At 73.9% G+C, this 14,145-nt stretch carries 13 protein-coding genes; 7 read left to right on the top strand and 6 right to left on the bottom strand.

The window, feature by feature from the left end; genetic code table 11:
* Positions 1 to 314: Bax inhibitor-1/YccA family membrane protein (locus A3IG_RS0119350; protein WP_040911927.1), on the top strand; the 314-nt coding region annotated here is incomplete at its 5' end.
* Positions 315 to 393: 79 nt separating this feature from the next.
* Here the strand turns inward: A3IG_RS0119350 and A3IG_RS0119345 are convergent.
* Entirely contained in the window at positions 394 to 624 is a 231-nt protein-coding gene (locus A3IG_RS0119345) for a DUF4287 domain-containing protein (RefSeq protein WP_018385243.1), read from the bottom strand.
* 200 nt (positions 625 to 824) lie between these two features.
* On the opposite strand from A3IG_RS0119345, the gene A3IG_RS0119340 reads away from it, so the two are divergent.
* Positions 825 to 1,187, top strand: a complete 363-nt coding sequence (locus A3IG_RS0119340) for a hypothetical protein (protein WP_040911917.1) — start codon at positions 825 to 827, stop codon at positions 1,185 to 1,187.
* 33 nt (positions 1,188 to 1,220) lie between these two features.
* Here A3IG_RS0119340 and A3IG_RS0119335 read toward each other — a convergent pair whose 3' ends face one another.
* The 5 genes from A3IG_RS0119335 to A3IG_RS30460 form a co-directional block, all read right to left on the bottom strand.
* Positions 1,221 to 2,156 (bottom strand): hypothetical protein, encoded by a 936-nt coding sequence (locus tag A3IG_RS0119335; RefSeq protein WP_018385241.1) that lies wholly within the window; start codon positions 2,154 to 2,156, stop codon positions 1,221 to 1,223.
* Positions 2,157 to 2,371: 215 nt separating this feature from the next.
* Positions 2,372 to 3,589 (bottom strand): acetyl-CoA C-acetyltransferase, encoded by a 1,218-nt coding sequence (locus tag A3IG_RS0119330; RefSeq protein WP_026220429.1) that lies wholly within the window; start codon positions 3,587 to 3,589, stop codon positions 2,372 to 2,374.
* 181 nt (positions 3,590 to 3,770) lie between these two features.
* Complete coding sequence (locus A3IG_RS30465) at positions 3,771 to 4,811, bottom strand: SGNH/GDSL hydrolase family protein (RefSeq protein WP_051087559.1); 1,041 nt, start codon at positions 4,809 to 4,811, stop codon at positions 3,771 to 3,773.
* Positions 4,812 to 4,999: 188 nt separating this feature from the next.
* The gene (locus A3IG_RS0119320) at positions 5,000 to 6,382 is read right to left on the bottom strand and encodes a cystathionine beta-synthase (RefSeq protein ID WP_018385238.1); all 1,383 of its coding nucleotides are present in this window, start codon (positions 6,380 to 6,382) and stop codon (positions 5,000 to 5,002) included.
* Between the two features lie 209 nt (positions 6,383 to 6,591).
* Positions 6,592 to 6,951 carry a hypothetical protein gene (locus tag A3IG_RS30460; protein WP_018385237.1) on the bottom strand — a complete coding sequence of 120 codons (360 nt, stop codon included), beginning with the start codon at positions 6,949 to 6,951 and terminating at the stop codon, positions 6,592 to 6,594.
* Between the two features lie 330 nt (positions 6,952 to 7,281).
* Here A3IG_RS30460 and A3IG_RS0119310 point away from each other — a divergent pair, with 330 nt between their 5' ends.
* The 5 genes from A3IG_RS0119310 to A3IG_RS0119290 all read left to right on the top strand — a co-directional run bounded on the left by A3IG_RS0119310 (position 7,282) and on the right by A3IG_RS0119290 (position 14,145).
* Positions 7,282 to 8,682, top strand: a complete 1,401-nt coding sequence (locus A3IG_RS0119310) for an AMP-binding protein (protein WP_018385236.1) — start codon at positions 7,282 to 7,284, stop codon at positions 8,680 to 8,682.
* A gap of 29 nt (positions 8,683 to 8,711) precedes the next feature.
* Complete coding sequence (locus A3IG_RS0119305) at positions 8,712 to 9,581, top strand: MurR/RpiR family transcriptional regulator (RefSeq protein ID WP_026220428.1); 870 nt, start codon at positions 8,712 to 8,714, stop codon at positions 9,579 to 9,581.
* A 243-nt stretch (positions 9,582 to 9,824) separates the two neighbouring features.
* Positions 9,825 to 11,483: a urocanate hydratase gene (gene hutU / locus A3IG_RS0119300; RefSeq protein WP_026220427.1), complete on the top strand. Its 1,659-nt coding sequence runs from the start codon at positions 9,825 to 9,827 to the stop codon at positions 11,481 to 11,483.
* Complete coding sequence (locus A3IG_RS0119295) at positions 11,480 to 12,739, top strand: allantoate amidohydrolase (RefSeq protein WP_018385233.1); 1,260 nt, start codon at positions 11,480 to 11,482, stop codon at positions 12,737 to 12,739. Before hutU ends, A3IG_RS0119295 begins: the two co-directional genes overlap by 4 nt.
* The gene (locus A3IG_RS0119290) at positions 12,730 to 14,145 is read left to right on the top strand and encodes a formimidoylglutamate deiminase (RefSeq protein WP_018385232.1); all 1,416 of its coding nucleotides are present in this window, start codon (positions 12,730 to 12,732) and stop codon (positions 14,143 to 14,145) included. Before A3IG_RS0119295 ends, A3IG_RS0119290 begins: the two co-directional genes overlap by 10 nt.

Genomic DNA, 14,145 nt, shown 5'->3' with positions numbered 1-14,145 from the left:
CCCCCCGCTACATGCGCGTGGGGATGGCCATCGCCCTGGGATTCATCGTGCTGACCCTGGTCAACCTGCTGGCCGCGGTGGTCGGTGGCGGTGACGGCCTCGGGCTCCGGCAGGGCGCCCTCGGCGTGGCGATCGGCGCCATCGGGGTGCTGCTCGGCGCGTTCTTCCTCTCGCTGGACTTCCACGCCATCGAGGAGGGCGTGCGGTACGGCGCTCCCCAGAAGGAGGCCTGGCTGGGTGCCTTCGGGCTGACCCTCTCGCTGGTCTGGATCTACCTGGAGCTGCTGCGCCTGTTGTCCATCCTGCGCGACTGACCGGGCGGCGCTCCCGCCGCCCGCCGACAGCCGAACGGCCCGTCCACCGCGTGGACGGGCCGTCGGCGTCTACGGAGGGCTACTGGAGTTTGCGCGCTGCGCGCCGCAGGTCGTACTCGTGGATGATGGCCTTGGCGTGGCCGAAGGGGAGGCCGTGCTCGGTGCGGAGCCAGTTGACCTTTTCTTCGAAGCGGCTGAGGGCGGGGCCGTCGTCGACTGTTCGAATCCATTCACCGACTTCACGGCCGGTGACGCGGGGGATGCGGGAGAGCATGTTCCGGTGGGTCTCTTCGGAGAAGATCTGGGACATAAGCGCCTCCGGTTAGCGTTCCGTTACCTGACTGTGCCTGAGCCTGGCTCCCTTGGCAACGCCCCCGTGAATGCCTTTCTCGTACGAAGCGTCCTTCCCGGGGCATACGCGACGTTACGGTCACTCTCCGTAGTCGTTGAGGCCATGCCTGACATCGGTTCCTGTCAGCTACCCCCAACGGGTGCGGTTACGCTCCCTGCATGCCTGATCCAGCTCTCCTTCTCGACGCCGTGGACCGTCTCTCGGACACCTTCCGGGGTCTGCCGCAGAGCCGGTTGCTGGCAGGTGTCCCGGGGTTCGCGAGCCGGGCGGAGGCGGGCTACGCGCTCGCGTCGAGCCTGGCCGACGCGGGGCAGCGCCTCGAGGCACCGGAACGGCCCCCGGCCCGGCTGCCCCAGGCGGGTCCGTTCGCCGTCGGCGACCAGATCGCGGTGACCGGGCACGACCTCGCGGCGGCGATCAAGGAGACGTTCGCGGGGGGCGGGGACGGTGTGGAGCGGGCCGAGCGCGCGCTGGACGCGGCGCTGCGCGAGGTGGAGGCCACGGCGCGGCTGATCGCCTGACGCGGGGGCGTGCGTCCGCGTCCCGGCGCCGGCTCACATGGAGGCGACGACCCGGTCGGCGACGACGAAGACGCTGCTGTCCCCGATCCCGAAGGTCAGGGTGTAGCCGCCGCCCAGGCCCGACCCCCCGAGCAACCGGGCGGTCCGACCGTGGTCCAGTGCCCGGGTGAGCCGTCCGCTGGCCACGTGGTCGCCAGGTGTCACACAGAGCATGGTGTCGTCGGCGAAGACGTAGACGTCCAGGGTGCCCAGCGGTCCGGGGCGCACATCGGTGAGCGGGGTGCCGGTCTCGGCCAGGTGCTCCAGCCGATCCAGGGTGCGTTGCCGGTCGCCGAGGGCGGGCGAGGGCCGGAAGTCGGGGTGGGAGGGGTGTCGTCGGACGTCGGGCGCCGGTTCGTCCTCACGGCCGTCCTGGTCGCCCTGGTGGCCCCGCTCGTCCCGGTCGGTCCGGTGCTCACCGGTGTTGGAGGTGCGCGGGGGAGGGGAGCCGTCCGGCGCGGGGCCGGGGTTCTCCGCGGGCTCCAGCGCCGCGGGTCCGCCGTCCCCGAGGGTGTCCTGGGCGACGGTCGTGGGCTCGTCCAGCGCCAGCTCGTCGACCGCCTCGCGCAACGCGTCGCCGAACTGCCGCTCGAACTCGGCCCTCAGCTCAGCGGAGAGGGGGATCTCGGCGGCGTCGGGCTCGGCGGCGCCCTCGGCGACGGGGGCCGCGGCGTGACCCTGGGCCGCCTCCTGCGCGGCCCAGAATGCCCGGGCCTCGGCCAGCTCACGTTCCCGCTCCTCGGCCAGCGCCTCGCTCACCGCGTCGCGTATGCAGGCCCTGGTGAGGGTGGGCTCCGCCGGGACGCGGACCTGGGCGCGGAGCGAGGCGAGTTCCCGCCGCAGCCCGGCCAGGCTGACCAGGATGGTGGCGCACAACGCCACCACGACCGGTGCGCCGAGGAGCAGCAGGACCAGGGACAGAGCACTCACACCAGGCTCCAGGTTGAAAGCAGAACGTTTGTCTTCTCCCACCCTGCCCGACGCGGCTGCGCACGCACAGTGCCCCGGGACATCTCCCGTTCGGCCCCTCGGCCGCCGCTCCACCGTGGTGACCACGCTGACCTGCGGCAACAACGGTCATCCGGTCCCCGTCGAGGAACGGGGACCGGCCGTTTCTTTACGGAAACCCGGCGGGCCGCCCGGTCTCAGCTCAGCCGCTCGAGCACCATGGCCATGCCCTGGCCGCCGCCCACGCACATCGTCTCCAGACCGAACTGCTTGTCGTGCCACTGGAGCGAGTTGACCAGGGTGGTGGTGATCCGGGCACCGGTCATGCCGAAGGGGTGGCCGACCGCGATGGCCCCGCCGTTGACGTTGAGCTTGTCCAGGTCCACGCCCATGTCCCGGTAGGACGGGATCACCTGGGCGGCGAACGCCTCGTTGATCTCGACCAGGTCGATGTCGTCGATGGTCATCCCGGCCCGCCGCAGCGCCTGCCGGGACGCCTCGACCGGGCCGTAGCCCATGATCTCGGGGGACAGGGCGGTGATCCCGGTGGAGACGATCCGGGCCAGCGGGGTGATCCCCAGCTCCCGCGCCTTGACATCACTCATGATCACCACGGCGGCGGCGCCGTCGTTGAGCGGGCAGCAGTTGCCGGCGGTGACCGTGCCGTCCGGGCGGAACGCCGGCTTCAACCCGGCCACGCCCTCCATGGTCACGCCCTTGCGGGGGCCGTCGTCCGCGCTGACCACGGTGCCGTCCGGCAACGTCACCGGGGTGATCTCCCGGGCCCAGAAGCCGTCGGCGATCGCCTTCTCGGCCAGGTTCTGCGAGCGGACGCCGAACTCGTCCTGCTCCTCGCGGGTGATCCCGTGGAACTGCGCGAGGTTCTCCGCGGTCTGCCCCATGGCGATGTAGATGTCCGGGACGACGTCGTCCCGCCGCGGGTCGTGCCAGGTCTGCCCGCCCTCAGCGAACCGCGCGGTCCGGGCCACGGCCTCGTCGAACAGCGGGTTCTTGGTGTCCGGGAGCCCGTCGGAGCTGCCCTTGACGCTGCGCGAGACCATCTCCACGCCCGCGGAGACGAAGACGTCGCCCTCGCCTGCCTTGATCGCGTGCATCGCCATCCGGGTGGTCTGCAACGAGGACGAGCAGTACCGGGTGATGGTGCAGCCCGGCAGGTGGTCCATGCCGAGCAGGACGGCGACGACCCGGGCGAGGTTGTGCCCCTGTTCGCCGCCCGGCATCCCGCAGCCGAGCATCAGGTCGTCGATGTCCCTCGGGTCGAGCTGCGGGACCTTGTCCAGGGCGGCGCGCACGATGGTCGCGGTCAGGTCGTCCGGACGGAGTTCCTTGAGCGATCCCTTGAACGCCCGGCCGATTGGTGAGCGGGCCGTCGAGACGATCACTGCTTCAGGCATGGCGACTCCGTAGGTTGTCGGGCGGCCCGGATCGGTGTGGGCCGCGGCCGGGGCGTCCCACACGGGGTGGCGAGGGCAAACCGCATTACCTGTAGGTAACTTCGGTACGGGTGAGCGTACCCATCCGCCCAGGGCTGGGGAACCGGGCCGCGGGGTGACCTTCGTCGCGCCCGCGGGGCGGTCAGGGGGAGGTGGCGACGCCCCCGGGGCCGACCGTCCCGCTGGGCACCGGCTCGTCCGCGGGGAGCCGGCGCCGGCGCCGGCGCTTCAGCAGCGCCCAACGCCCACCGGGCTCGTCGCCGCGGGCGCCGGGGTCGGCAGCGGCCACCTCGGTGCCGCCCTGGTCCACGGCCTCGACGGCGGCCCGGGCCACCGGGAGCACGCCCTCGCCGCGCTGCTCGTCCAAACGCTCCTCCGGCCACAGCCCGAGCGCCGCGCTCAGCGACGGCAGCAGCGCCATCGCCGCGGTCGCGTACCCCTGCGCCGACGGGTGGTAGTGGTCCGGGCCGAACATCGTCTTGGGGTCCGCCTCGAACTCGGGCCCGAGCAGGGTGCCCAGGGAGACGGTGCGCCCGCCCTGCTCCACCACGGCGATCGTCTGCGCCGCCGCGAGCTGACGGCTCAGCCGCCGGGCCACCCAGCGCAGCGGCTGGTACACCGGCTCCACCGACCCCAGGTCGGGGCAGGTCCCGACGACCACCTCGACACCGCTCTCCCGCAGCCGGCGGACCGCGTCCGCCAGGTGGCGCACCGACTCGGCGGGCGCCATCCGGCTGGTGACGTCGTTCGCCCCGATCATGATCATGGCGACGTCGGGGGCGGTGCCCCGCTCCTGGAGCACGTCCACCTGCCGCCCCAGGTCGTCGGACCTCGCCCCCGAGAGCGCGACGTTGACCAGATCGACGGGACGCTCCGCGACCGCGGCGAGCCCGGACGCCAGCAGCGCGCCCGGCGTCTCCCCGGCGTGCCGCACCCCCTGCCCCGCGGCGGTGGAGTCGCCCAGGAAGGCCAACACGATCGGCGTCTTCAGCGGATCGGCGAACGCCGTCCCGTAACGCCCGTCCGCCTGCGGGGGCACGTCGTCGGACCCGCCGACGGACCGGCGGGCCAGCTTGGCCTCGGTGAACAGCACGCCGAACGCGAGCCCACCCATCAACCCCAGGCCGCCGCTGCCCACCGCGGCCGCTGTGGCGATCCTCCGTGCCACTCTTGCCCGTGACATGAGTGCGTCTCACCCCCAGTGCGCCGGCTTGTCCCCTTCCCTGACTACTTTATTGCTTTCGGCTGACACAGGCCCCCATTTGTCCCGCTGTTCTGTGTCCGCCCCATCCGTGTCCGTGACCTCACGTCAGGCGGCGACGCCGCCCACCGCCCGCCGCGGGGGCGTCCGCCGGCCGGGCGCCCCGCGGTTCAGGCCTTGGTGGCGAGGTACGCCAGCAGGTCCTGCCGGGACAGGACGCCCCGGGGCTTGCCCTCGACCAGGACCACCGCGGCGTCCGCCCGTTGCAGGGCGGCCATCAGGTCCGCGACCGGCTCACCGGAGCCGACCTGCGGGAGCGGCGGCGACATGTGCTTGTCCAGCGGGTCGCCCAGCATCGCCCGGCCGTGGAACAGGGCGTCCAGCAGCTCCCGCTCGACGATCGACCCCACCACCTCGGCGGCCATCACGTCGGGGTGCCCGGCGCCGGGCTTGACGACCGGCATCTGCGAGACGCCGTACTCGCGCAGCACGTCGATGGCCTCGCCCACGGTCTCGCCCGGGTGCATGTGCACCAGCTCGGGAAGGCCGCCGTCGCGGTGGGACACCACGTCGGAGACCCGTTCCAGGGGGCCGCCCTCCTCCAGGAACCCGTAGTCCGCCATCCACTCGTCGTTGAAGATCTTCGACAGGTAGCCGCGGCCGGAGTCCGGGAGCAGCACCACCACCACGTCGTCCGGCCCCAGGTCCCGCGCGGCGCGCAGGGCGGCGGCCACGGCCATGCCGCAGGAGCCGCCCACCAGCAGACCCTCCTCCTTCGCCAGGCGGCGGGTCATCTGGAAGGAGTCCTTGTCCGACACGGCGATGATCTCGTCGGGCACCTGCTGGTCGTAGGCGGTCGGCCAGAAGTCCTCGCCGACCCCCTCGACCAGGTAGGGGCGCCCGGAGCCGCCCGAGTAGACCGAGCCCTCCGGGTCCGCCCCGATGACCCGCACCCGGCCGGAGGAGACCTCCTTCAGGTACCGGCCGGTTCCGGAGATGGTGCCCCCGGTGCCGATGCCGGCGACGAAGTGGGTGATCCGCCCCTCGGTCTGCTCCCACAGCTCGGGGCCGGTGGAGTGGTAGTGGGAGAGCGGGTTGTTGGGGTTGGAGTACTGGTCCGGTTTCCAGGCGTCGGGGATCTCCCTGACCAGTCGGTCCGAGACGTTGTAGTAGGACTCCGGGTGCTCGGGGTCCACGGCGGTGGGGCAGACCACCACCTCGGCGCCGTAGGCCCGCAGGACGTTGATCTTGTCGGTGGAGACCTTGTCGGGGCAGACGAAGACGCAGCGGTAGCCGCGTTGCTGCGCCACGATCGCCAGACCGACCCCGGTGTTGCCCGAGGTGGGCTCCACGATGGTGCCGCCTGGCCGGAGTTGCCCGGACCGCTCGGCGGCCTCGATCATCCGTACGGCGATCCGGTCCTTCACCGAGCCGCCCGGGTTGAAGTACTCGACCTTGGCCAGAACGGTGGCCCGGAGCCCCTGGGTGACGCGGTTCAACCGCACCAGCGGGGTGTTGCCGACCAGATCGATCATCGACTCGTAGTACTGCACAGGTCCTCCGGGGTCGTCCGACGCGTGGTGCCGGGCCTCACACGCTCGGAGCCCCGCGGTCGCGCGGCCGTACCGGATGCGTGCTGCCTCGCGGGCAGCCTAAGCGGTGCGGGATAGGAAGCCGGTCGTGCGCCACCGGCACCCCGGTCCGGAAACGGACCGGGGAACCGCCCGGCACGGACCCGCCGGACCACCGGACCGCGGGGCGATCAGCGGCGGTGCCAGAAGGCGGCCACGTTGACGCCGACGATCCCCAGCCACGAGATCAGCAGCCCGGGCAGCCCGCCCGCCTCCCCGCCGATCGCGGACAGCGGGATCGCGAAGGCCAACGAGACGTACGGCAGGGAGTCCTGGAACGGCCGCTTGGGCTGCTCGGGGGGCCGGTGGCTGCTGGTGGTCCGCTCGGCCAGCCCGCGCCGCACCTTCTGCTCGACCTGGCTCTCCAGCCGCGTGTCGAGCTTGTCGAGGAACGACTCGATCAGGGCCGACTCGTACTCGTCCCCGAGTTCCTTCCGGGCCTCCAGGGTCGCACCGAGCTCCTTCTTCAACTCGTTCTCCCGCGCACTCATGGACCACAGGCTAGGGACGCCGCCGCCCCGGCGCCTCCTCCCCAGGTCGGGCTCGCACCCCGGAGATGCCCCTCCCCGGACGCCGCCCGCACCGCGGCGCCCCCCACCGCCACCGGCCCCGCCACCGGGGGTTCCCTACGGGGCGATCCCTACGGGAAACCCTTCGGCGGCCGGCAGCCCCGGCTCCGGGCGCGACGTTCCCGTCGGGGCGGGGGAGGTCCGGCGATAGGTTGTGGACACCGGACCGCCGTGCTGGTGGTCCGGTCCCCGCCTGCTCCGACAGGAGTCCGTTCCTTCCCGCCGAGGGCGGGTCTTCCCCGGAGGAAGCCGATGACGCTGATGGACGTGCTGGTCGCTCCCGGCAGCGACGACACCCCGGACGCGGTGACGGTCGACGGGCAGCGGACCTCGCGCGAGGGCCTGCTGCTGGCCGCCACCGCGTTGGCCGTCCGGCTCGTCGGGGCCCCCGCCGCGGCGGTGCCCGCCACCCCCACGTTGGAGACGGTGACCGCGGTGGTGGCGGGGCTGCTCGCCGGGGTCCCCGTGGTTCCCGTGCCGCCGGACGCGGGACCGGTGGAGCGGGGGCACGTCCTGCGGGACTCGGGGGCGGCCCTGTTGCTCGGCGCGGCCCCGGAGGGCTGGGGGGACACCGGTCTCCAGGCGGTGCCGGTGGACCCGTGGGCGCGGGGCGCGGCGGGACCGGCCGAGGCCGCGCTGTCCGAGCCGTCGGCCGACGCCACCGCCCTGGTCCTCTACACCTCCGGCACCACGGGGTCGCCCAAGGGCGTGTTGCTGACGCGTTCCGCGGTCGCGGCCGACCTCGACGCGCTCGCCGAGGCCTGGGCCTGGACACCGCGGGACACGCTGGTCCACGGGCTGCCGCTGTTCCACGTGCACGGCCTGGTGCTCGGGGTGCTGGGGGCGCTGCGGGTGGGGAGCCGGCTGGTGCACACCGGGCGGCCGACGCCGCAGCGGTACGCGGCGGCGGGCGGCAGCCTGTACTTCGGGGTGCCCACCGTGTGGGGCCGGGTGGCGGCGGACCCGGCCGCGGCGGGTGCGCTGCGGTCGGCGCGGCTGCTGGTGTCCGGGAGCGCGCCGCTGCCCGCGTCGGTCTTCTCCGCCCTGGAAGGGCTCACCGGACACCGCCCGGTGGAGCGCTACGGGATGACCGAGACGTTGATCACGGTGAGTGCCCGGGCGGACGGTGAACGCCGCCCCGGAGCCGTGGGGGTCCCGGTGTCCGGAGTGCGCACCCGGCTGGTGGAGCAGGACGAGGACGGGATCGGTGAGTTGCAGGTGCAGGGGCCGACCCTCTTCTCCGGTTACCTGCACCGGCCGGAGGCGACCGCCGCGTCGTTCACCGGTGACGGCTGGTTCCGCACCGGGGACATGGCGGTGATCGAACCGGACGGGACCCATCGCATCGTCGGCCGGGCCTCCACTGACCTGATCAAGAGCGGTGGCTACCGGATCGGGGCCGGAGAGGTGGAGAACGCCCTGCTCGACCACCCCGCGGTGCGGGAGGTCGCGGTGGTCGGGGCGCCCCACGACGACCTGGGGCAGCAGGTCGTGGCCTATGTGGTCGCCGAGGGGGTCACCGGCGACGAACTGATCGACTTCGTGGCCCGTTCGCTGTCCGTGCACAAGCGGCCCCGGGTGGTCCGCTTCCTGGACGAACTGCCGCGCAACGCCATGGGCAAGCCGCAGAAGAAACTGCTGCCACCGCTGTGACCGAGAGCGACCACCCCGAGGAGGTGTCGATGGTGCACGGGGACGCCGGGCCCGCCGCCCGGCTGCTGACCCTGTTCGAGGGGCACCGGCTGACCCCGACCCAGCGCCGCATCGCGCACAACCTGGTCCGCCGGGCCGACGACGCACCGTTCCTGTCCAGCGTCGAGGTGGCCGAGCTGGCCGGGGTGAGCCAGCCGTCGGTGACCAGGTTCGCCGTCGCGATGGGCTTCGACGGCTACCCGGCGCTGCGCCGGGCACTGCGCGAGGCCCTGGCCGAAGCACCGGCGCCGGGCGGCGCGGTGGCCGGGGCGGCGGAGCCGCCGGCCGGGAACGCGTTGCAGCAGGCGTTGCACGCCGAGGCGGAGAACCTGCGCCAGCTCGCCGCGCTGCTGGCCGACCCGGAGCCGGTGACCGGTGCGGGCCGCAGGCTCGCCGCGTCCCGGCCGCTGCCGGTGCTCGGACTGCGGGCGGCCTCCGCGCAGGCCCGCGGGTTCGCGTACTTCGCGGCGAAGGTCCACCCCGACGTGCGGCTGCTCGACGAGGGCGGGTCGGTGCTGTGGGACCGGATCGACCAGGCCCGGCGGGCGGGGGCGACCGCGTTGCTGTGCTTCGCCCTGCCGCGCCATCCGCGCGAGGTGGTCCGGGCCCTGGCGCACGCCAGGGAGACCGGCCTGTGGGTGGTGACCGTCGCGGACAGCACCTTCACGCCGGTGGCGGCGCACAGCGACGTGCTGTTGCCGGCCGCGGTCGGCACCGGGCTGGCCTTCGACACGGCCTGCGCTCCGATGATGCTGGGGCGGGTCCTGCTCGAAGCCATGTGCGACGCCCTGCCGGACGCCCAGGCCCGCCTGGAGTCGTTCGACGCGGCGGCGGCTGCCCGGGGGCTGTTCGCCCAGTGACCCGGTGGCCCGGACCCGGTACCCGGCGGACCGGCCCCCGGCGGACCTGGCACGGCGCCCGGGACCGGCGGACGCCGTCAGTGGCCGGCCCGCGCGGCGGCGTTGACGATTTCTATTCAGGCAGCAAGTATGTGAATGGATTGATCCACCAGAGATCCTGGTCGGTCAGCCACCTGCTCCACCCGTCACCCTGGTCCACCCGTCACCGCAGTCGACCGACCGGAGGCACCGTCCGTGTCCGCCATCTTTGGACCCCGCCCCGTCTCGGCCCCCCGGGGCACCACCCTGAGCGCGCGGGGCTGGCCGCAGGAGGCCGCGTTGCGGATGCTCCAGAACAACCTCGATCCCGAGGTCGCCGAGCACCCCGACCAGTTGGTGGTCTACGGAGGCAGTGGCAAGGCAGCGAGGGACTGGCCCTCCTTCGACGCAATGGTGCGGACCCTGCGCGGGCTGCGCCAGGACGAGACCATGCTGGTGCAGTCCGGCCGGCCCGTCGGGGTGATGACCACCCACGAGTGGGCGCCGCGCGTGCTCATCGCCAACTCCAACCTGGTCGGGGACTGGGCGAACTGGGAGGAGTTCCGCCGCCTGGAGGCGTTGGGGCTGACCATGTACGGGCAGATGACCGCGGGGTCCTGGATCTACATCGGCACCCAGGGCATCCTCCAGGGCACCTACGAGACCTTCGCCGCGGTCGCCGCCAAGCGGTTCGGCGGCTCACTGGCCGGGACGATCACGCTGACCGCCGGGCTCGGCGGCATGGGTGGCGCCCAACCGCTGGCCGTCACCATGAACGGTGGGGTGGCCCTGTGCGTGGACTGCGACCCGAGGGCCATCGAACGGCGCATCGAGCACCGCTACCTCGACGTCCGCGCCGACTCCCTGGACGACGCGCTGCGGCTGGCCACCGAGGCGAGGGACCAGCGCAGGCCGCTGTCGATCGGGGTGCTGGGCAACGCGGCCGAGCTGGTGCCGCACCTGCTGGCGACCGGTGCGCCGATCGACGTGGTCACCGACCAGACCAGCGCCCACGACCCGCTGCGGTACCTGCCGCTCGGGGTGGACTTCGCGGACATGGCCCAGTACGCCGCGGACAAGCCCGCGGACTTCGTGCGACGGGCCCGGGAGTCCATGGCCCGGCACGTGGAGGCCATGGTCGGGTTCCAGGACGCCGGGGCCGAGGTGTTCGACTACGGCAACTCCATCCGCGGGGAGGCCCAGCTCGCCGGCTACCAGCGGGCGTTCGACTTCCCCGGGTTCGTGCCCGCCTACATCCGGCCGCTGTTCTGCGAGGGCAAGGGGCCGTTCCGGTGGGCGGCGCTGTCCGGGGACCCCGCGGACATCGCGGCCACCGACCGGGCGATCCTGGAGCTGTTCCCGCAGAACGAGTCGCTCGCCCGGTGGATCCGGATGGCGGGGGAACGGGTGCGGTTCCAGGGACTGCCGGCGCGGATCTGCTGGCTGGGCTACGGCGAGCGGGACCGGGCGGGGGAGCGGTTCAACGACATGGTGGCCAGCGGCGAGCTGTCCGCCCCCGTGGTGATCGGGCGGGACCACCTGGACTGCGGCTCGGTGGCCTCCCCCTACCGGGAGACCGAGGCGATGTTGGACGGTTCGGACGCCATCGCCGACTGGCCGATGCTCAACGCCATGGTGAACGTGGCCTCCGGCGCCTCCTGGGTGTCCATCCACCACGGCGGCGGCGTGGGGATGGGACGGTCGCTCCACGCCGGCCAGGTCACCGTGGCGGACGGCACCGCGCTGGCCGGGGAGAAGATCCGCCGGGTGCTGACCAACGACCCGGGCATGGGCGTGATCCGGCACGTGGACGCGGGCTACGAGCAGGCGGAACGGGTGGCGCGGGAGCGGGACGTGCGGGTGCCGATGCGGGAGGGCGAGTGACGGCGGGCGCGGCGGACAGCGCGGCGACGGCGGCCCCGACGGGCGCGGCGGAGGACGGGTTCCGCCGGCTGTGGAGCGAACTGCTGCCGGTGGGGCGCGTCGCCTCGACCGGGGGGTACCGCAGGTTCGCCTGGACGCCCGCGGACGCCGAGTGCCGGGAGTGGTTCGCCGCCGCCGCGCGGGCCCGGGGGCTCCGCTACGAGGAGGACCGCAACGGCAACCAGTGGGCGTGGTGGGGCGACCCGGCGGCGGGTGACGCCGTGGTCACCGGGTCACACCTGGACTCGGTGCCGGACGGCGGGGCCTTCGACGGACCGCTCGGGGTGGTCTCCGCGTTCGCCGCGCTGGACGAGCTGCGCGCGCGGGGGGTGGCGCCGCGGCGCCCGCTCGGCGTGGTCAACTTCGTGGACGAGGAGGGCGCCAGGTTCGGGGTTGCCTGCGTCGGCTCCCGGCTGGCGGCGGGGGTGCTGAGCCCGGAACGCGCCCGGGAACTGCGGGACGGTGACGGCGTCACGTTGGCCCGGGTGCTGGAACGGGCGGGCCGCGACCCCGACGCGATCGGCCCGGACCCGGAGCGCCTGGCCCGGATCGGGGCTTTCGTCGAACTCCACATCGAGCAGGGCCGGCAGCTCGAGCAGACCCCGTACCCGGTGGCGGTGGCCGGGGCGATCTGGCCGCACGGCCGGTGGCGGTTCGACTTCGGCGGCACCGCCAACCACGCGGGCACCACGCGGCTCGAGGACCGCCGCGACCCCATGCTGACCTACGCCAACACGGTGCTCACGGCCAGGAAGAAGGCCCGCCTCGCGGAGGCGCTGGCGACCTTCGGCAAGGTCGAGGTGCGGCCCAACGGGGTCAACGCCATCGCGTCGCTGGTCAGCGGCTGGCTCGACGCGCGGGCCGCGGACGGGGCGGACTTGGAGGCGATGGTCGGGGAGATCGAGCGGGCGGCGGTCGAGCGCGGACAGCGGGACGGGGTGTCGGTGCGGGTGGTCAGGGAGTCGTTCTCCCCCGAGGTGGTGTTCCCGCACGCCCTGCGGGACCGGACCAACGAGCTGCTCGGCGGGGTGCCGACGCTGGCCACCGGGGCCGGCCACGACGCCGGTGTGCTCTCCGGAACGGTGCCCACCGCCATGCTGTTCGTCCGCAACCCCACGGGTGTGTCGCACGCGCCCGACGAGTCCGCGACCACCGCCGACTGCCTGGCCGGGGTGGGGGCGCTCGCCGACGTCCTTTCGGGGCTGGCATGCCGGTGACCAGCTACTGGGCCGAACACGCCTGGACCGGGAGCCCGCCGGGGCCCGAGGCCGCCCCGGGCGACGGCGCGGGGGGGACGGGGCCGGTGCGTTCCGGAGTCCTGGTGGAGACCGCCGACGGGCGCGTCACCGCCGTCCGCTCCGGCGTCCCCCAGCCACCGCCGGGGGCCGTGGTGCTGCGCGGTCTCACCGTGCCCGGCCTGGCCAACGCGCACAGCCACGCCTTCCACCGGGCGCTGCGCGGCACCTCCCAGCGCCGCGACCCGCGGGCCACCGCGCCGGGCTCGTTCTGGACCTGGCGGGAGACGATGTACGCGGTGGCGGACCGGCTCACCCCGGACACGTACCTCCCGCTGGCCCGCGCGGTCTACGCGGAGATGGCGCTGGCCGGGATCACCGCCGTCGGCGAGTTCCACTACCTGCACCACGCCCCGGGCGGCGCGCGGTACGCCGACCCCAACGCCATGGGGGAGGCGCTGCTCCAGGCCGCGGCGGAGGCCGGCATCCGGATCACCCTGCTGGACACCTGCTACCTGTCGTCGGGGTTCGGCGAGCCGCCCACCGAGCCCCAACGGCGGTTCAGCGACGGGGACGCGGACGCCTGGGCGGGCCGGGTGGACGCCCTGGCCAGGGCGGCGCGGGGCCGGGAGCACGTGCGGGTGGGCGCCGCGGTGCACTCCGTCCGGGCGGTCCCGGAGGACCAGCTCGACACCGTCGCCGACTGGGCACGGACCCACGGCGCCCCGCTCCACGTCCACCTGTCCGAACAGACCGCGGAGAACGAGGCGTGCCTCGCCGCGCACGGCCGCACCCCCACCCGGCTCCTGCACGACCACGGCGTCCTCGGACCCCGCAGCACCGCCGTGCACGCCACCCACCTCACCGAGGAGGACACCGCCCTGCTCGGCGGCGGTGGCACCGGGGTGTGCCTGTGCCCGACCACCGAGCGGGACCTCGCCGACGGCATCGGCCCGGCGACGGCGCTGGCCGCGGTCGGCAGCCCGCTCAGCCTGGGCAGCGACAGCCACGCGGTGATCGACATGTTCGAGGAGGCCAGGGCGGTGGAGTTGGACGAGCGGCTGCGCACCCGGGCCAGGGGCCACTTCACCGCGGCGCAGCTCCTGTGGGCCGCCACCGGGGCCGGGCACGCCGCGCTCGGCTGGCCGGACGCGGGACGCATCGCCCCCGGCGCGCACGCCGACCTGGTCACGATCGCCCTGGACAGCGTGCGCACCGCCGGCCCACCCGCCCGGTGGGGCGTGGAGACTGCGGTGTTCGCCGCCACCGCGGCCGATGTGCGGCACGTGGTGGTCGGTGGGCGCCAGATCGTCGCCGACGGCCAGCACCGACACGTGGGGGACGTGCCGGGCGCGCTCGCCGAGGCCATCACCGACCTGCATCCCTGA

Source organism: Wenjunlia vitaminophila DSM 41686, from assembly GCF_000380165.1.
In the GTDB taxonomy this organism is placed as follows: domain Bacteria; phylum Actinomycetota; class Actinomycetes; order Streptomycetales; family Streptomycetaceae; genus Wenjunlia; species Wenjunlia vitaminophila.
The sequence above is the reverse complement of the archived record's forward strand: the minus strand, read 5'-3'. Positions and strand labels throughout refer to the sequence as shown.